The organism is Microcoleus sp. BROC3 (genome assembly GCF_036702515.1).
Classification (GTDB): domain Bacteria; phylum Cyanobacteriota; class Cyanobacteriia; order Cyanobacteriales; family Microcoleaceae; genus Microcoleus.
Genome location: NZ_JAUBTQ010000070.1, coordinates 1 through 19,117, shown reverse-complemented (window position 1 = coordinate 19,117; position 19,117 = coordinate 1). Strand labels below are relative to the sequence as shown.

Annotated in this window: 10 protein-coding genes; 3 read left to right on the top strand and 7 right to left on the bottom strand. The window is 45.7% G+C overall.

Annotated features, from left to right (window positions below):
- Positions 1 to 15: 15 nt before the first annotated feature.
- Positions 16 to 855: a stomatin-like protein gene (locus QUB30_RS29355; RefSeq protein ID WP_333240740.1), complete on the top strand. Its 840-nt coding sequence runs from the start codon at positions 16 to 18 to the stop codon at positions 853 to 855.
- On the opposite strand, the gene folP is transcribed toward QUB30_RS29355, so the two are convergent.
- The 5 genes from folP to QUB30_RS29330 all read right to left on the bottom strand — a co-directional run bounded on the left by folP (position 846) and on the right by QUB30_RS29330 (position 4,550).
- Positions 846 to 1,718: a dihydropteroate synthase gene (gene folP / locus QUB30_RS29350; RefSeq protein WP_333341191.1), complete on the bottom strand. Its 873-nt coding sequence runs from the start codon at positions 1,716 to 1,718 to the stop codon at positions 846 to 848. The genes QUB30_RS29355 and folP overlap by 10 nt on opposite strands.
- 93 nt (positions 1,719 to 1,811) lie before the next feature.
- Positions 1,812 to 2,372, bottom strand: a complete 561-nt coding sequence (locus QUB30_RS29345; protein ID WP_333341188.1) for a Uma2 family endonuclease — start codon at positions 2,370 to 2,372, stop codon at positions 1,812 to 1,814.
- Positions 2,373 to 2,501: 129 nt separating this feature from the next.
- The gene (tpiA, locus tag QUB30_RS29340) at positions 2,502 to 3,227 is read right to left on the bottom strand and encodes a triose-phosphate isomerase (RefSeq protein ID WP_445300561.1); all 726 of its coding nucleotides are present in this window, start codon (positions 3,225 to 3,227) and stop codon (positions 2,502 to 2,504) included.
- A 68-nt stretch (positions 3,228 to 3,295) separates the two neighbouring features.
- Positions 3,296 to 3,481, bottom strand: coding sequence for a PCP reductase family protein (locus QUB30_RS29335; protein ID WP_006633749.1), 186 nt, complete (start codon positions 3,479 to 3,481; stop codon positions 3,296 to 3,298).
- Between the two features lie 100 nt (positions 3,482 to 3,581).
- Positions 3,582 to 4,550, bottom strand: coding sequence for a hypothetical protein (locus QUB30_RS29330; RefSeq protein ID WP_333341181.1), 969 nt, complete (start codon positions 4,548 to 4,550; stop codon positions 3,582 to 3,584).
- A gap of 902 nt (positions 4,551 to 5,452) precedes the next feature.
- Here QUB30_RS29330 and QUB30_RS29325 point away from each other — a divergent pair.
- On the top strand, positions 5,453 to 6,436 hold the full coding sequence (locus QUB30_RS29325; protein ID WP_333341178.1) for a PleD family two-component system response regulator: 984 nt from the start codon (positions 5,453 to 5,455) through the stop codon (positions 6,434 to 6,436).
- Between the two features lie 226 nt (positions 6,437 to 6,662).
- Positions 6,663 to 12,680 carry a response regulator gene (locus tag QUB30_RS29320; RefSeq protein ID WP_445300560.1) on the top strand — a complete coding sequence of 2,006 codons (6,018 nt, stop codon included), beginning with the start codon at positions 6,663 to 6,665 and terminating at the stop codon, positions 12,678 to 12,680.
- 184 nt (positions 12,681 to 12,864) lie between these two features.
- On the opposite strand, the gene QUB30_RS29315 is transcribed toward QUB30_RS29320, so the two are convergent.
- Together QUB30_RS29315 and psbC are read right to left on the bottom strand one after the other, a co-directional pair.
- The gene (locus QUB30_RS29315; protein ID WP_333341172.1) at positions 12,865 to 16,722 is read right to left on the bottom strand and encodes a GAF domain-containing protein; all 3,858 of its coding nucleotides are present in this window, start codon (positions 16,720 to 16,722) and stop codon (positions 12,865 to 12,867) included.
- 774 nt (positions 16,723 to 17,496) lie between these two features.
- Positions 17,497 to 18,876 (bottom strand): photosystem II reaction center protein CP43, encoded by a 1,380-nt coding sequence (gene psbC / locus QUB30_RS29310; protein ID WP_333341169.1) that lies wholly within the window; start codon positions 18,874 to 18,876, stop codon positions 17,497 to 17,499.
- Between the last annotated feature and the right edge of the window lie 241 nt (positions 18,877 to 19,117).

Sequence of the window (19,117 nt, the reverse complement as noted above, 5' to 3'; positions counted from 1 at the left end):
AGCAGGAAAATAGAAATGGGGCAGTCTATTCTTACCATGCTCTTTGCGCTCATCCTCGGCTACGCTGTTAACTCCAGCGTCAAAATAGTCAGCGGTGGCGACGAAGCTTTAGTGGAACGTTTGGGTCAATACAAGCGCACCCTCAAGCCAGGATTCCACTTTATCAGTCCCCTGGTCGAAAAAGTCGTCTGCGTGGACACAAGCCGTGAAAGAGTTTTAGACATTAAACCTCAGTCAGCAATCACGGGAGATAATGTGGCTCTAGAAGTCGATGCCGTTGTGTATTGGCGGGTTGTGAATTTACAGAAAGCTTATTATGGAATCGATCAAATTGAAAATGCGATCGCCAACTTAGTTTTAACGACGTTTCGCGCTGAAATTGGTCGATTGCCAATGCAAGACATCTTGGGTTCCCGAGATGACATGAATAAAAAGTTACTCAAGAAGTTGGACGAAGCTACTGAAACTTGGGGCGTCAAAGTAATTCGCGTAGAAATTCAAAGCATTACACCTCCGAAAAGGGTGCAAGAAGCTATGGAATTGGAGCGCGCCACTAAGAGCGAGTGGCAAGCAATGGTCAATAAGGCGATCGGCACTAAGGAGTACATGAGGCTCTTAGTTGAAGCTTTAGACTCTCATCCGAATAGCAAGCAAGTTTTGAATTACTTAGTAACCGAAAAATACTTAGAGGCTCAACAAAAACTCGGCGAGAGCGACAATGCCAAAATTCTGTTTATGGACCCGAAGAATATGTCAGAAGCTCTTAACAATTTGATGGATTCTATGCCTGATATCGACCCGCAGCCTCAGGGCGGAGAACTCCAACAAACCGACCAATCAACGACTCAAGATTGATTTCTGAAGATAGCGTCGGCAACCAGACAAACATCGTGCATTTCTCTGACATCGTGAACTCGCAAGATATCTGCTAAATTTGCGATCGCACCTGTACAAGCCGCCGCTGTCCCCCAAATTCTTTGTTTTGCTTCTGGCTGATTCAAAATGTGACCGATGAAGCTTTTTCGCGATACTCCGACTAAAATCGGACAGTTTAAAACACGGAACTTTGGCAACTCTCGCAGAATTTCTAAGTTTTGATTGTAAGTCTTGGCAAAGCCTATACCGGGGTCGAGAATTATGTGAGATTTGTCAATCCCCGCAGCAACTGCCGCCGCAATTCTACTCTCTAAAAATTCCTTAATTTCTCCAATTAAATCCTGATAATCTGTCAGTTGTTGCATCGTCTGGGGAGTTCCCCGAATGTGCATCAAAATTATTGGCACTTTTAACTTAGCAACGGTTGACAGCATTTCCGAATCAAAAGTAGCTCCTGAAATATCATTAATTATATCCGCTCCCGCCTCAACCGCAGCTTTCGCAACCTGCGCTCTGGTAGTATCTACAGAAATAGGAACTGAGCCAAAAATCTCGGCTTTTTGTCGCAGTATTTGTATGAGAGGTATAACGCGATCTATCTCCTCTGTTAAGGATATTTCCGCTGCACCAGGTCTAGTAGATTGACCGCCAATATCAATAATATCTACCCCCGACTTTACCATATTTTCCGCTTGCGCTAAAGCAGATTCGATGGTATTGAAATCTCCGCCGTCGCTAAAACTGTCAGGGGTTACGTTCACAACGCCCATTAAATAAGTGCGTTTTCCCCACTCAAAAACTTTATTTCTAATTGTAATTTTTTTGTTATTGTTATTTATCATATCACCTCCTCACTCGGCGATTGAAATCGCTTGTGGTCAAACGAAATCCCACTCTAAGAGACTCAAGAATAAAGCAGAAGCGCAATTCTTAATTCAACCAAAACTTAACCAGCTAAAAACAGTTTCAACTGTCAATTCTAATTCAATTTTATCAATTATTGGCAACAGAGCTGCACCTTTGTACAGTTCTACTTTTTGTCCGGAAAATACCGCCAAAATACTCTCTTCTTCGGGATCTAGTAACCACCCCAACTCAGTGCCGTTTCGCGAACAGTGGAGTAAGTTACTCAGCACTTTTGTTTGGCTTTGGTTTGGAGAGAGAATTTCTATCGACCAGTCGGGATTAATGTCAAAGCGGTTAGCAATTCTACCAGACGGCAAAAAAGGAATTCTTTCCCATCGGAATACTGCTACATCTGGCACGATTGAGGCGCCGCCAAAAGTGCAGCGCAACTCGGGAAAAGCATTGGCAATTTTCCGAGTTTTCGCTACTTGATTGATAGTGTTGCAGAGCTCACCTTGAAGTACGCTGTGTTCACCTTGAGGCATCGGCTTCTGAATGATGTGTCCCTCAAGAAATTCTGAGGCCGGTTCAGTTTCAGGAAGTTTGAGGAACTCGTCTAAGGCGGGTTTGGGTTTAACGATCGCAGTCATAGGTTAATTCTCCCGATCCGAGAAACACTGAACGGCACATCACAATTTTAGGCGATCGCTGTTTAATTCCCGCCGCCCTTGTTCCAATTACCAATTAACAATTACCAATTAGCAATTACCAATTAGCAATTACTGATAATTGACAATTCGATCGAAGCTAGCAGCTTCCAAACTCGCCCCGCCTACCAGAACCCCGTCAATCTCAGGCATCGCCATAACTTCATCAATATTCTCCGGTTTAACAGAGCCGCCGTACTGAATTGGCACGTCAGGATTAGTCAATTTACTGCGAATCAAACCAATAACTCGGTTAGCTTCCTTACTTTCGCAAGTATCGCCAGTGCCGATCGCCCAAATAGGCTCGTAAGCAATGACTAACTTATTTTGGTCAACATCAACCAAATCTTTTGCCAACTGAGAAAAAATGTGAGCTTCCGTTTCGCCTGCATCTCGCTGCTGCTTGGTTTCCCCAACGCACAGAATCGGAATTAAATCGTATTTCTGAGCAGCTTTCAGCCGCAAATTCACCGTTTCGTCAGTTTCCCCAAAATATTGGCGTCGCTCGCTGTGGCCGATAATGACATAACGGACACCAAGTTCACTGAGCATTGGCCCGGAAATTTCCCCAGTAAAAGCTCCAGACTCTTGCCAGTGGACGTTCTGAGCACCGAGTCTGATCCGGCTGCCGTGCAAATTTTTCGAGAGGACAGCCAAGGAAGTGAAGGGAACGCAAAGCACGACTTCCCGTTCCTCTGGGGTTTCTGTCAGGCAGGACATGAATCCTTGAAGAAACTCTAGGGATTCTGCCCTAGTTTTGTACATTTTCCAGTTGCCAGCTATAACTATTTTGCGCACTATTTCTTTAAGTCCTTGTCCTTACAACGCAATTTATAGTCTAAAGCTTTAGCGTACCTTTCGATCCTTCATTGCCCAAACTCGATGCGAGCTTGCTCAACTAAGTCAACGGTGACGACTTCGGTTTCGGCTTCGCGGGCCAACTGCTCGATGCGGACGCGAGCTTGTCCCCGGACAAAATAGGGAATATTTTTCAGCTTCGCCTTGGCTTCTGGCGTCCATTTGAGATCATCGGAAAATTCGGAATCGGGCATGGCGTATTGAGCGATCGACTACAAGCCTTCATGGATCTGGCTTTGATGGAAAGCCTGAATGTCTTAAATTTACCACGAGTTGCGATCGGGCCACACCTTCTCACTCTGCCTTAAATTTGTTGCCTAAAATCGCCGACGCTTCTTGTAAAAGCTGATTCTGCTCTTGTCGAATTGCCTCCAACCTTGTCAAAATATTAGCAAGTCGTTCTTGAGACTCCAAACTGTTTGATTCAACTCCCCTCAATTGTTGTAAACCTGAATTATTTTTGTATTCGGGATTCTTTGAAACCAAGGAGTTTACAGCCACTCCGCCGACCTTACTTACAGATTTAGAGCCGAAACTCAAAACCCCTTGCATAAATTTTCCCGGGCTTTGCAGAATAAATAACCAGCCTTCTGCAAAAAAGCTACCTAAAGCCTGAAAAAAGCCCAATATAATGAATATAAATATCAGCAACATTGCTAAAGATATCAGCGGATGACTCACCAACCAGAAGACTACAGGGTGAGCGTCAATCCAATCTTTGACAGTACCATTGATAGCACTTTTGATGGCATCTGAAGCCGCACCGCTCATATTTCCCGCCTTGTTAATGCTATCTTCTAATGAAGCCTTAGCCTTTTCTGTAGCTTGATTTACACTCTCTACAGCTTGGCTAGTGCTTTGATTCAGAGTATTGACCGCAGAGTTAGTAGTTTGATTAATAGTTTCTTTAGCAGTTGCCGCAGAGTGAGAAACAGCATCAACAGCTTTGTTGGTACTTTCACTGACGCGACTAACTGCTTGATTCGCGACTTCAGATATAGAAATTCTCGCTTTTTCTGTTTTCTCCGCTACAGTACCTAAAGCATTGTTCGTAGCTGGATTCACAGTATTAACGGCAGAATTCGTAGTTTGAGTCAGAGATTCTTTTGCCTGATACGCAGTTTCGGAGATAGAAGATTTAGCTTGTGCTGTTGCTTCTGAAACAGAATTCACTGCTTTTCCGACTTTTTCAGTCCAAACTTCTTTCGTTTTTTGAACGCTTTGAGAAAATTTTTGAGAAAAATCAGGCACTGCTACTTCCATAGTAAGTGCTCTCCATCAAGTTAATTTACTCTTTCCCAGTGATTATAGTATATAACAATGTTAAATGAGTCATAATTTTTTTACCCCACCCCAACCTTCCCCGAACTCGCGGGGAGGGAGTAAGAAATTCACAAATGATGCGAGAATTGCTATAGTATAGCTTCCATGCCCCCATGGTTTGAAAGATGGTGCCAACGCTTTGACGATGTGTTCCCTACTCAAGCCCAAAGACAGGAGTTTAGACACTATCTGGGGGATTATTGGGAGAAAAAAGAGAAAAAACCTATCCCAGCTCGCGCAGAACGCTGTAAAGGTTTCTTAACAAAGCTTACGCTTTTTTGCAGTCAGAGCTTCCTGGTGCGAACAAACGCTCAACCAAGGGCGAAGCGATACGTGATAGTGTGACCATCAGATGTATTCCACAAAAATAGAGCTGGCGATCGCTCAAAGATGAGGCAGGAATTTGATGCACCTGAAAAAGCCTGAATGAACTTGAGAAATATAGCATATTATCCCAGCGACGATCGCGGGAAAACGGGCGATTGTTCGAGGGTTAACTGCCGATCGTTCGTCAAAGCTCGCTCGGCGTTGTAAAAAATGTTTGACGCACCCAAAAATAATTACATATTTACAAAAATTAGCGCAACTTACCAGAGTTTATATCCCCGAAAAAAAGCGATAAATTTTAAGTAGACTGTGTTTAAGCAGACTGCGGTTATTGGTTTAAAAAAACTGACGCAGCGTCGGTTTTTGTTGCGGAAGCTCGGCTGATGTATCATTTCTGAGATATTTAGAAAATTTTGATTTCCCATCCCAAGCTCAAAATATGCTAGGCTAGAATGTTTCCACAGCTTAAGATACAACCATGACGTATGTATCAATCATTAGAAGAGTCAACCATTTTGACTACCCCATCTACGGAACCGTTCTCTCTAATTCTCATTGTGGATGACGATCCCTTGATTCGTTTGCAACTTCGACTTTATTTACAGAAGGAACAATACCGAGTGGCGGAAGCTAGTGATGGCTTGACAGGGCTAGCAGCTTATGAGGAAGTACATCCAGACCTGATCCTGCTAGATGCAGTGATGCCCACTATGGATGGTTTTGCTTGTTGTCAAAAGTTATCTGAAGTGCGTGAGAACGATCGCCCACCTATTTTGATGATTACTAGCTTGGAAGACAAAGAATCCGTCGATCGAGCGTTTGCAGCGGGAGCCGCTGACTATATCACTAAGCCGATTCACTGGGCTGTTCTGGGACAGAGAGTACGACGCTTGATTCAGCAATTCCACCTGCAACAGCAACAAACCATACTTTACAAGCAGCTAGAGGCCGCCAATCGACAATTAAAATACCTAGCATCAATTGACGGTTTGACTCAGATTGCCAATCGCCGTCAGTTTGACGAACAGCTAGAGGAGGAGTGGCGACGCATGACCAGGCAGCAAGCTCCTTTGTCACTGATTTTGTGTGATATCGATTTCTTCAAGGATTACAACGATACTTATGGACACCAAGCAGGGGATGTATGTTTACAGCAAGTGGCTGCAGCTCTCAATCGCAGTATTAATCGAGCGGGAGATTTAGTAGCACGTTATGGAGGTGAAGAATTTGTAGTGATTTTATCCGACACAGAGCTTGAGGGAGCTGTCCAAATCGTTAAGCAAATGCAGGCTGGCATCCAAGCTTTAGCAATAGTCCATAAGAGTTCTCCGCATCATTGCATTACGCTCAGCTTCGGTATTACCAGTGTGATTCCTACCCAAGAGAGCCTGCCAGAAACTTTAATTACTGCTGCCGATGCAGCACTTTATCAAGCCAAAGACCAAGGTCGCAATACTTTTTGTACCAAAATTCATACATTTAATGAATTCTACCGTTAAATAACAAGAATAACAACTAGGCAGATCGTGATTGCGAAGGATTCCTTATTAAAAGTTGAGCGAGAGATCGAGTCGTGAATCAGCAAGCCTTGATTGCTGCTGGAAAGCATGAATAATCGGTTGTACGAACTTCAGAGAAACTTTCAGCTAGAGAATCAGAGCTGCTCTACGACGCTTTTTTTATCGGAATCAGGTCATATTCAGCAACTAGCGATTATAGAAGTTTATGGGAGGGGCTAGCTCAGTGCGTGATAAAAGATGGTTTGGTGCGATCGCCCTTCTCACTGGTGCGGGTTTTCTGGGCAACTATTTCAGTTTGTCTCTTTTCTTTGGGGTTGATTTCCTCTTTGGCAGTATTGCAATACTGATTATTACTTACTATTTCGGCTGGGGCTGGGGAGGTTTTGCCAGTCTAATAGCAGGCAGTTATACTTATCTACTTTGGAATCATCCATATGCCACGATTATTTTGGTAATTGAGGCTCTGTTTGTAGGATTTCTTTGCAAGCGAAAACATCCGAACCTCCTTTTATTTGATGGGCTTTACTGGTTTTTAATTGGAATGCCTCTCGTTTGGCTTTTCTACGGTCAAATGCTCCACATGGAGGCGGCTCAAGTCCTGCTAGTTATGTGCAAACAAGCAGTCAACGGCATTTTTAATGCCTTAGTTGCCAGCTTTATCATTGTTTATGCACCCGTTGATAAACAGGTTGGTCGTTCAAAGAAGATCCATGCCCTCTCATTAAAACAAACTATTTTTCATCTGTTGGTTGCTTTTGTCTTTATTCCAGGACTGCTCCTATTAGTTATTGATGGTAGATACTGGGTCGCTCAAATTCAGACGACCGTGCAAACTGAGTTACAAACAAACGGAACAAATCTCAGTAGCGGTGTATCTAGATGGTATCAGCAACATCTCTTGGCCTTGAATACATTAGCTGAAAAATCGCTCATCCCTGAAACCGCCACTGCTGCTAATCAAGCGATTCAATCATCCGAACAACTGCAACAAGACATTAGCCTGATCGAGCAGTGGTTACCAGATTTCGACAACATTTATGTGGCCGATTCATCGGGAACAGTTTTAGCGGCTTCTACTCCTTTAAATCAAACACGTCGGCGGTTGATTGAACAAAGCACCGAACATAAATCTCTAATTACGCTGGCTCAAGAGCGGTTGAGACCTTGGATGACTTCTATCCACAACGACTTATTAATTGACGAACCTCATGTAGGATTGAATGTTCCCCTGCAAGTTCAAGGTCATTTCCTCGGGCTGATCCACGGTTCATTAGCATTGAGCAAGATCCAAGATCTATACATTTTCCAGAGAAACAGTCAGCAACTACGCATTACATTGCTAGATGAAAACAACCTATTTATTGGGAGTAATCAATCCGAACCCAAACTTTTGAACACTATTCAGGAGTCAAAAGATGGCAGCACTCGCACCTTAGAGGGAACCTTGCAGCAGTGGGTTCCTAGCAAGGGAAACTATCCGATGATCCGTTGGAAAAACTCTCTATATATACAGGAATTTACGATTGCCTCCGATCTGAACTGGAGATTACGCTTAGAAATTCCAGCAGATCCCTATGTAGAAAATTTACAAAATCGTTACAGGATAGATCTGATTATTCTTCTCGTCATCACAATGTTGGCATTTTTGTTGGCAACGGTGGTTAGCGAACGACTGGTCAAGCCGTTATCCTTTTTAGCTCTGGCGACTACTGACTTACCCAACCAGCTTTCAGAAAAAACATTTGAATGGAAACATAGTTCTGTTACTGAAATCAATGAGCTTGCTAGCAATTTTCAATTGATGGCGATCGCGCTAAATCAAAAATTTAGGGAGATTAAACACGCTAACGCTACATTAGAACAGCGGGTTCAAGAACGAACGCAAAGATTATCCAAAATCAATCGCTCTCTGAAAGCTGAAATTAAGAGACGTAAACAAGCCGAAGCTGAACTAAGAACAAGAGAGGCGGCAATACGAGCTTTATATGAAGTCACTGCTACCCAAAATCTCAATTTTGAGCAGCGCATCCAAGCGTTGATTGACATGGGATGTCAGACCTTTCGGCTTGAATGTGGCATCTTGGGTCGCGTGCAAGATAATCGTTATGAGGTGATGGTGGCACGATCGCCCGATCGAGTCTTGAAACCAGGTGATGTCTTTGATATTAACCAAACTTTGTGCTGTGAAGCTTTAGACACAAATGAACCCCTAACCATCGAACATATAGGCACCTCAAAATGGCGTTACCATCCTGCCTATCTTGCCCTTGGCATAGAAGCTTATATTGGAACACGAGTGTTAGTTGCAGGCAAAGTCTACAGTACCCTCAGCTTTTCTAGTAAATCTCCCCGTGCAGACAGCTTTAAATCTGCCCATGTAGAATTACTGAAACTGATGGCTCAATGGATTGGTAGTGAAATTGAACGGCATCAGGCAGAAGTCGCTCTGCAAGCGAGTGAAGAGCGGTGGGAACTCGCCCTACGCGGTAGTAATGATGGGGTATGGGATTGGCACGTCAACACCAATGAAGTATTCTTCTCGGCTCGCTGGAAAGAAATGTTGGGCTACGAAGACCATGAAATCCCTAATCACCTGGATGAATGGAGCAAGCGGGTGCATCCCAATGATCTCGATTGGGTGATGCAAGTAATTCAAGATCACTTTGAGGGCAAAACTCCCTTTTATATTATAGAACATCGATTGCTTTGCAAGGATGGGAGCTACAAATGGATTTTAGCTCGAGGGCAAGCGCTTTTGGATGAAGCGGGCAAAGTTGTCCGCATGACTGGTTCTCACAGCGATACTACCGAGCGCAAAAAGTTGGAGCAGGAAATTCAAGCCAGAGAGCAATTATTAAATGCTTTCTTTAACGGAGCTTCCCTAGCAGGGGTGGGGCTGTGTATCTACGATCGGCAGTTGAGATTTTTACAAATAAATGAGGCACTAGCTGAAATTAACGGCAACTCTGTAGAGGCTCACTTAGGCAAGACAACCGATGATATTTTGGGGGAATTTGCTCCTGGTGTAAATGCACTGTTAAAACAGGTTTTAACGACAGGAAAACCTTCCATCAGCTTGGAAATGAGCACAGAAGTACCCAGTCAAACGGGTGCCAAGCGCCACTGGCTAATTTCTCACTTCCCCATTTTCAAGGATGCTGAGCAGCCTGTAGCAGTGGGTTGCATTCTAATTGAAATTAGCGCTCGCAAACGAGCCGAAGCGGAACTGCAACAAATGAGTGCGGCGCTAGAAAATGCCGTGGCAGGCATTTCTCGGCTAAACCCTCAAGGACGCTATGTCTTCGTTAACGGCACTTATGCTGCCATCGCCGGCTATCAGCCTGAGGAAATGCTAGGGATTGACTGGCAAAGAACCGTCGATCCTGAAGATTTTCAAAGGATCGCGGCTGCTTATCAGCAGATGTTGAGAGATGGCAGAGTTGAGGTTGAGGCTAGGGGAATGCGAAAAAATGGCTCCAGCTTCTATAAACAACTGGTGATGGTCTCTGCTTATGACGAGCAAAATGTCTTTATAGGCCATCACTGCTTCATGAAGGATATTACCGATCGCAAGCAGGCAGAAGAAGCACTACAACGACAGTTGCAAAAAGCCCTACTGCTGAAGCAAATTACCCAAGAAATTCGTCAAAGCCTCAATGCTCAGCAGATATTTGAAACTGCTGCTCTTCAGATTGGGCAAGCTTTTGGGGTCAGTCGCTGCTTAATTAGCACATACCAGGAGAATCCACTGCCTCAGTTTCCTGTCGTTGCAGAATATCTAGCAGTGGGGTCAGCCCCCAGCGGGCCGCATGACATTCTGGCGGCCAGTCCTGCTTATACAAAACAGTTGATGGCTCAAGATGAAGCTATCGCCTCCCCGGATGTTTATTGCGACTCATTGCTCACCTGTGCTCATTCAATTTTTACCAGTCTCAAATTGAGATCGACATTAGCAGTGCGAACTTCTTACCAAGGAGAACCGAATGGTGCCATTTGTCTGTACCAGTGCGATCGCTACCGTCATTGGACTCCCGATCAAATCGAGTTGCTAGAATCAGTCGCAGCTCAAGTAGGAATTGCCCTAGCTCAAGCCAAATTATTAGAGCAAGAAACTCGACAGCGAGAAGAATTAACTCTGAAAAACTTTGCCCTGGAGCAAACTAGACGGGAAGCTGAAGCTGCCAGCCGAGCTAAAAGTGAGTTTCTGGCGATGATGAGCCATGAAATTCGCACTCCCATGAATGCGGTTATTGGTATGACGGGACTGCTGCTCGATACAGAACTCAAGGCTCAACAGCGAGACTTTATCGAGACGATTCGCAATAGTGGGGATACCCTCCTGAGCATCATCAACGACATCCTTGACTTCTCCAAAATTGAGTCGGGCAAGCTAGAGCTAGAAATGTATCCCTTGAACTTGAGAGATTGCATAGAAGGTGCGATCGACCAACTTGCAGTTAAAGCAGATGAGAAGGGGATTGAGCTAGGCTACCTGATCCTCCCTCAGACTCCTAATTTCATTTTGGGTGATGTCACCCGTCTCCGTCAGATTCTAGTTAACTTGCTCAACAATGCGATTAAGTTTACCGAAACTGGGGAAGTTACCATTTCGGTGCAAGCCTCTGCAGTTGATTCTGACGAAGCGGTTTCTGAGTCAGAAAGCTTGTATGAAATCCAATTTGCCATTCAAGACACAGGTATTGGCATTCCAGCCAACCGCCTCGATCGACTGTTCAAGTCTTTTAGCCAAGTAGATGCTTCGACGACTCGGCAGTATGGAGGGACTGGTTTAGGTTTGGCGATTAGTAAGCGACTTAGTGAAACGATGAACGGCATGATGTGGGTTGAGAGCTCCGGCCACGTGGGAGGAACCCCTTCACCAAAATGGCAAGCCGTTAAGCCTCATCGAGTCACAATGGGTTCCACCTTCTACTTCACGATTGTGGCATCCTCTGTTACTACTGAGTTAGCGGAACCGATTGAAATGCTACCAGAACTATCTGGCAAGCATTTATTAATCGTGGATGACCTGCCCACTAACCGACAAATTCTGACGTTGCAAGCTGAGACTTGGGGGATGCAGATTCGCGCTGCCCAATCGGCGGTGGAAGCGCTCAACTGGCTTGAGAATGGAGAAACGTTTGATGTCGCTATTTTAGATATGCAAATGCCACAAATGGACGGCCTCACACTCGCCTCAGCCATCCACCAGCATCCTAAGTGCCACCGTTTACCCCTGGTGATGCTGACTTCAATGGGCAAACCAGAAGTGAGTTCTTCAGCACTTTCCAGCCACTTTGCGGCTTGTTTAAGCAAACCCATAAAACAATCCCAACTTTATGAAGTCCTGACCCAAGTGCTACAAGCTCAACCGACAAAAGTTCAACAGCGGCCCCCTACCTCTGTTCAGGATGATATTAAACTGGCCCAGAGACTTCCACTGCGAATTCTGTTAGCAGAGGATCATCTGGTGAATCAGAAGGTGGCACTGCTGCTGTTAGAGCGTTTGGGATACCGGGCCGATATTGCTGCCAATGGATTAGAAGTCTTGGAAGCCCTGCACCGCCAGCCTTACGATGTAGTGCTGATGGATGTACAAATGCCAGAGATGGATGGACTAGAAGCCAGCCGTCGTATTAGTGACGAGTGGCCTGCTGATGCTCGTCCCTGGATTATTGCCATGACGGCGAATGCCATGCAGGGCGATCGCCAGCTTTGTCTTGATGCTGGCATGAATGACTATATCAGTAAACCGATTCGAGTAGAGGCTCTCATCCAAGCACTGAGTCAGTGTCAAGCCAACCAGGAACAGCAGCAGGCCCAAGAGGAAGAATCAGAGAGCAACCAGCCAGAAATTGATGTGCCAGCGGTTAACCTCACAGAACTGCAAGCCTTCTGCTGCAGCATCGACGATCGAGATTCAACCAAGATTTTGAGCTTGCTGGCGAACTGCTACTTTGAGGAAGCCCTAAAGTTGCTACAAGCTATGAAATTAGCGATCGCCCAAGCGGATACTCAAGCTCTAAACCGAGCGGCTCATACCCTCAAAGGCAGTAGTGCCAACCTAAGCGCGGCTCATCTGGCCCAGCTTTGTGGCACGTTAGAAGTGATGAGTACCTCTGGTGAACTCGATCGAGCCTCACCCCTATTGGCTCAAATCGAGGCTGAGTACGATCGTGTCAAGAATACTCTCCAACAAGAACTACAAAAGATTAGGGGTTAGAGCCTCCTCCTTCGCTTGACGGCTTGAGTTTTATTTGTTATAAAGGCATGAAAACTTTTTAAAAGTTGCCAATTTTCATCTCTATTCTATGGTAGATTAGTACAATAAAAAATTGGGTTTTGCTTTCATAAAAAAAGGCTCAACTTCGTATGAATCTCCTTTAATGAAGCAAGATGGATGATGACTAATGACTAACGACTAATGACTGCTGTCGGAGCGGAATCTCGATCGCAAACTCAGTACCTTTCCCCAATTCCGAATTGCATTCTAAAACCCCGCCGTGTTTCTCTACCACAATTTGGTAACTAATTGACAGTCCCAATCCAGTGCCTTTTCCCACCGGCTTAGTCGTGAAAAAAGGGTCAAATATGCGTTGTCTCATTGATTCCGAAATTCCCGACCCGCTGTCAGCAATCCGAATCACCGCGCTAGGAACAGTGCCATTAAGTTGACCGACAGCAGTAGAGATTTTAATTTGAGGAATCACAGATGGGCGATCGACCAACTTGTCAGATTCCAAAGCATCGATCGCATTCCCGAGAACATTCATAAACACCTGATTCAACTGTCCAACATAACACTCAACCAGAGGCAAATTACCGTATTCTTTAACTAGCACAATAGTTGGACTATCCGAATTAGATTTCAGCCTGTGCTGCAAAATTAACAGCGTGCTATCGAGCCCTTCGTGAATATCAACCGCCTTCATTTGACTTTCGTCAAGACGAGAGAAATTCCTCAAAGACAAAACTATTTGACGGATGCGATCTGCTCCCACCTTCATAGACAATAGCAACTTAGGCAAATCTGCTCGCAGAAATTCCAAGTCAATAGCTTCTGCCAATTCGCCAATTTCAGGGCGAGAATCGGGATATTGCTCCTGGTAAAGTTCCAACAAACTCAGCAAGTTATCAGTATATTCAGTAGCGTGATTGAGATTGCCGTAAATAAAATTAACGGGATTGTTTATTTCGTGAGCAATGCCGGCCACCAGTTGCCCCAAACCAGACATTTTTTCAGTCTGAATCAATTGAGCTTGAGTTTGCTGCAAATCCTTTAAGTTTTGAGCAATTTGTTCTGCTTGGCGTCTGGTTTGAGCCAGCAAATCTGCTTGTTGGATAGCTACGCCTAATTGATTAGCAATCTGAGCTAAAAAGTTAACTTCTGAACTTTCCCAACGGCAGGTTCCAGAATGTTGATACGCTGTCAGCAAACCCCAAAGTTCTTGTCCTACAAAAATCGGCGCTATCGCATAAGCCTTCACCTGAAATTGCTCTAAAATACCGACAACACACTCCGAGTGACCAGCTTGATATATATCGTCAACAGCTAGAGTTTCATTATTGAGATACCTGCCGCCTCGGTTTTCCTGCAAATAAGTATCTTGCCAAACCGTATTGATACCTTCCCCTACCATTTTTACCCAGCCATCTTTCACAAACTCGGCAACATATTCGCCGCCCCAATCAGGATTAAAGCGATAGACAGCAATTCTATCGACTTGCATAAACTGACAAACTTCTTGGGTTGCCGTCTTAAAAATCGCGTTGATATCGAGAGATTCTCGAATCTTGGCTACCACTTCAAACAGTATCCGCTGTTGCTCTGCTACCAACTGCATATTAATCGTTTGCTGGCGCGTTTGAGCGAGCAAATCTGCTTGTTCTAATGCTACGCTCAACTGAGATCCGACTTGCGTAGCAAACTGGATTTCCGAAGTGTTCCAATTGCGCGAACCGTCGCACTGGTGTACGCACAGCAAGCCCCAAAGTTCGCTGCCATTCATCAGCGGCATAATCACCTGAGCTCTAATCTGAAATTTAGCTAAAATAGCAGCGTGGCAGTCTGAGAGTTCCCCGCTGTAGGTGTCTGACAGCACTTGAATGTTTCCCTGACTGTATTTGTTCGCATAGTTTTGACCAAAACATCGATCGCTAATTTTCACATCCATTGCCGAACAAAAACCTGGCAAAACATCTTCAGTAATAAATTCGCCTTCATTAAACTTGGAACCCGGCTCAAAGCGATAAACAACAACTCTGTCTGCCTTTAAAATCCGGCGCATTTCTGTAGTTGTCGTGCGAAAAATTGTATCTAAATCAAGAGATTGTCTAATTTTAGCAACTACCTCAAATAGTATCCGCTGCTGATCTGCTGCCCGCTGCAACTCAACTGCTTGTTGTTTGGTTTGAGCGAGCAAATCTGCTTGTTCTAGGGCGATGCTGAGCTGAACAGAAATTTGGGTAGCAAACTTGATTTCGGAAGATTCCCAATTGCGGGGAGCCGAACACTGGTGCACGCACAGCAACCCCCAAAGGTCTTTGCCTTTCATCACCGGTGCAACTAAACTAGCTTTGATCTGAAATTGCTCTAATAGTTGCTCGTAGCAATCTTGCAGTCCGGCCTGTCTAATGTCGGACATTGTGTGAACTCGTCCCTGAGAGTAGAGATTGGCGTACTTTTCTCCAAAGCAGCGATCGTGTACTTTGACTGCCATTGCTGACACAAAATTTGGCAAAACATCTTCGGCCACGAATTCGCCTTCGTTAAATTCCGAGGCGGGATCGAAGCGGTAAATCCCAACTCTATCTGCATTTAAAGCCTGCCGCACTTCCTGAGACATCGTGCTAAAAATCTTGTTCAAGTCGAGGGATTGTCGCATTTTTACCACGACTTCAAACAGCACTCGCTGCTGTTTCGTTAACTGCTGTAATTGAGCAGTCCGATCTTGAACTTTATTTTCTAAATTGGTGTTAAGTGCGTCGATTTTTTGGTGAAGTTGGCAGTGGTTAATTGCATTAGCAAAGTGGCTGGCAAAAGTTTGAATTAATTCAATTTCTTCAGTCTTCCATTCGCGAATTTGGGCAGTTTTTGACTCTTTCCACGCTTCAAAAGATATCCGAGATTGGGCGAGCCGACCGTCGCCATCAAACTGTCCTGCCCAGAGAGTTTCGGTGTCAAATTCTTCTCTAAAAATGCTCAAGTAACCGAATATTTGCTGGCGGATTCTGAGCGGTACGATTAAAATGCTGCGAATTTTGGTCGATCGAAATGCAGGTTGCAAGCTTCTCAAACTGCTAATTTGGTACAAGTCGGGAATTGCCCAAAACTGTTGCTTGCCGGATTTAAAATATTCGTGCCAGACGCTGTATTGCTCCACCTGCTGGTATTTTGCTGAATTTTGCATCTTCGGCCCTGAGCCGCAAGTGTAGACTTGAAGTGTTCGAGTGGAATTGTCTGAGTAGGGCAGTGAACTTGTGACCTTGCTGCTGTCAAAAATGAAGGGTGCGGAGAAAATGCACAGCCTGCCGCCGGCTGCCTCTAGTGCAGCTACAGATTCTGCTAAAGCTGCTTGCAGTTCGATCGCCGGCTGGGAGTGAAGGGCTGCGGCGACGCGGTTGACGGCAGTTTCCCGCTGGGCTTTCGCCTGGGCTCGGGCGAGGAGGGTGGATTGGGCTATGGCGACGCCGAGCTGATCTGCCACCATCTGAACGCCTTGCAGTTCGTGTTCTTGCACGCTTCGGGACTCGGAGTGGTGAGATACCAACAACCCCCAGAATTCTGCGCCGTGAAAAATTGGTACTACCAAGGAAGCCTTGACGCCGAGTGCGCTCAAGTATTCAGCGTGGCAGGGGTCGATCGGGCGAAAGCGCACTTCGTCGGACAGCAGTTGGCCCGAAACCGCATCGCGGCGGGGACTTTGCCCTAGCAGCCCGGAATCTATATCCACGATCGATCGCACCTGTACTTGCGCGAACAGTTCCCGGGCTTGAGGGGGAATATCGTCTGCTGGAAAATGCAGTCCCAATAGGGATGGCAAGCGGTTGCCGTTAATTGATTCGGCAATCACTTCACCGCTGCCGTCGCTATGAAACTTGTAGATTTTTACTCTGTCTGTTCCCAAGAACGATTGAACTTCCGCTGCTGTTGCGCTCAGAATTTCTGGCAGTTCTAGAGATCGGCGAATCCGGTTGGCGATGCGATCGAGCAAATTTGCTCGATCGTAACTCACCTTGACATTTGGGATTTTTAATGAGTCCATTATTAATCTTTTGGTTTCCCAGCAATAACAGTAAGCGGCTGAGGGGTTTTGTGCGTGTTACAAAAATCGGCAAGCACAGCCATTTAATAACATATGAATATCCTGAGGGCGATGGTCGATTAGTTTTGCACCGCTAGCGAGCTGCCTTCAAACTGCAACTTATTATGGCAACTTTCAATTCTGTGCGATTAAAACTTTTGTACTTTAAATATAAACTTTGTAAAGCCTGCGTTGCAAGCTCTCTACCCGAACTGATTAAAATTGTCAAGTTTCAATACTTACAGAGTCGTTCACCGCCACCGATGAATGTCGCGCCGAAATATCTGATGCAAATCCGGCTTAAAGACCCCCTCGATTTGGCTTGTCTGCGGAGGCGGACGAACGTTTGTTTAGTTTAACCTCGAACTCAAATGACCGGCGCTTCGCCACATTTGAGTTCGAGGTTAACAGGTTTCAACCGCCGAATCATAAAAGGGGTAGCTTTCCCCGGATTTGGTATCAGTCCTAAAGGCAAAAGCTCTCTCAGAAAGCAGCTTAACTATGGGGGTTTGAATTATCTGAAAGAAACAGCATTGAATTCAAAAGGTTGACTCAGAAACCAGGTTTCTGCGTCTAGGATTGGATCTGCGGTTAACCGGCGAGCCAGAACGGTCGATGAATCGACAATCTGCAGCTTTTTCCAGATTTTCCAGATATTGGATCAAAAAAAAGCTCCTGCCGTTAAGCAGGAGCCTTTTTCAACTAGACAATCAAATCAGAAATAAATTCGATCGATTAGTCTAAGTTTGGCATAGAAAGTACCGCTTCATTTTCGCGATCGATACCCTTCTCAAAGCCAGCGACAGCCGCGCGAGCGCGACCAGCGTGCCACAAGTGGCCGACCAAGAAGAAGAAACCCATCACAAAGTGGAAACAAGACAACCAAGAACGCGGAGACGTAAAGTTAAACGAGTTAACTTCAGTCGCCACACCGCCCACAGAGTTCAAAGAACCCAAAGGAGCGTGAGTCATGTATTCAGCCGCGCGGCGAGCTTGCCAAGGCTGAATGTCATTCTTGATTTTGTTCAAGTCCAAACCGTTAGTACCGCGCAAGGGTTCCAACCAAGGGCCTTGGAAATCCCAGAAACGCATCGTTTCACCGCCGAAAATGATTTCGCCAGTAGGAGAGCGCATCAGGTATTTACCCAGACCGGTGGGGCCTTGTGCAGAACCGACGTTAGCACCCAAGCGTTGGTCGCGGATCAGGAAGGTCAAAGCTTGCGCTTGAGAAGCTTCCGGGCCCGTCGGGCCGTAAAATTCGCTGGGGTAAGCAGTGTTGTTGAACCAGACAAAGCAGCAAGCGATGAAGCCCATCAGGGACAAAGCGCCCAAGCTGTAAGACAGGTAAGCTTCGCCAGACCAGATTAAGGCGCGGCGAGCCCAGCCGAAAGGCTTGGTCAAAATGTGCCAAACACCGCCAGCGATACAAATCAGGCCGAGCCAGATGTGACCGCCGATGATGTCTTCCATGTTGTTGACGCTGACTATCCAGCCTTCGCCACCAAAAGGAGAGCGAACCAAGTAGCCAAAAATCACAGCCGGGTTGAGGGTGGGGTTCGTGATAATACGCACGTCGCCGCCGCCTGGAGCCCAAGTGTCATAGACACCGCCGAAGAACATGGCCTTAGCCACCAGCAGCAAGCAACCCCCACCCAATAAAATCAGGTGATAGCCGATGATGTTGGTCATCTGGTTCTTGTCTTTCCAGTCGTAGCCGAAGAAAGAAGAGTATTCTTCGAGAACTTCCGGGCCGCGAACGGCGTGATAAATGCCGCCCAAACCGAGAACAGCAGATGAAATCAAGTGAAGAACACCGACTACGAAGAAGGGGAAGATATCCGTGACTTCACCGCCCGGGCCGACGCCCCAACCCAAAGTAGCGATGTGGGGCATCAAAATTAAGCCCTGTTCGTACATGGGCTTTTCTGGGATAAAGTGAGCGACTTCAAACAAAGTCATTGCCCCTGCCCAGAAAACGATCAAGCCAGCGTGAGCGACGTGGGCACCCAGCAGTTTGCCGGAGAGATTGATCAAACGAGCGTTGCCAGACCACCAAGCGAACCCGGAGGATTCTTGGTCGCGACCGCTTGCGTAAGAATTAGAGAGCGTTACCACGCGGTAGAACCTCCAACGATTTTAGATTTTGGATTTTGGGTTTTTTTGTTCCCTAGTAGGGCACGAGAGTACCGCGCCTGCGCCGGGGAATAGGGATTTGGATTTCAATTTCAATTTAAAAATATTAAATTAATCTGAAATCCAAATCCTGATTTTTTTAAAGTGCGTTACCGCGAGGCAGAACTTCTTCAGGGAAGATAAAGTTTTCGTGGGGTTGGTCCGTAGGAGCCATCCAAGCACG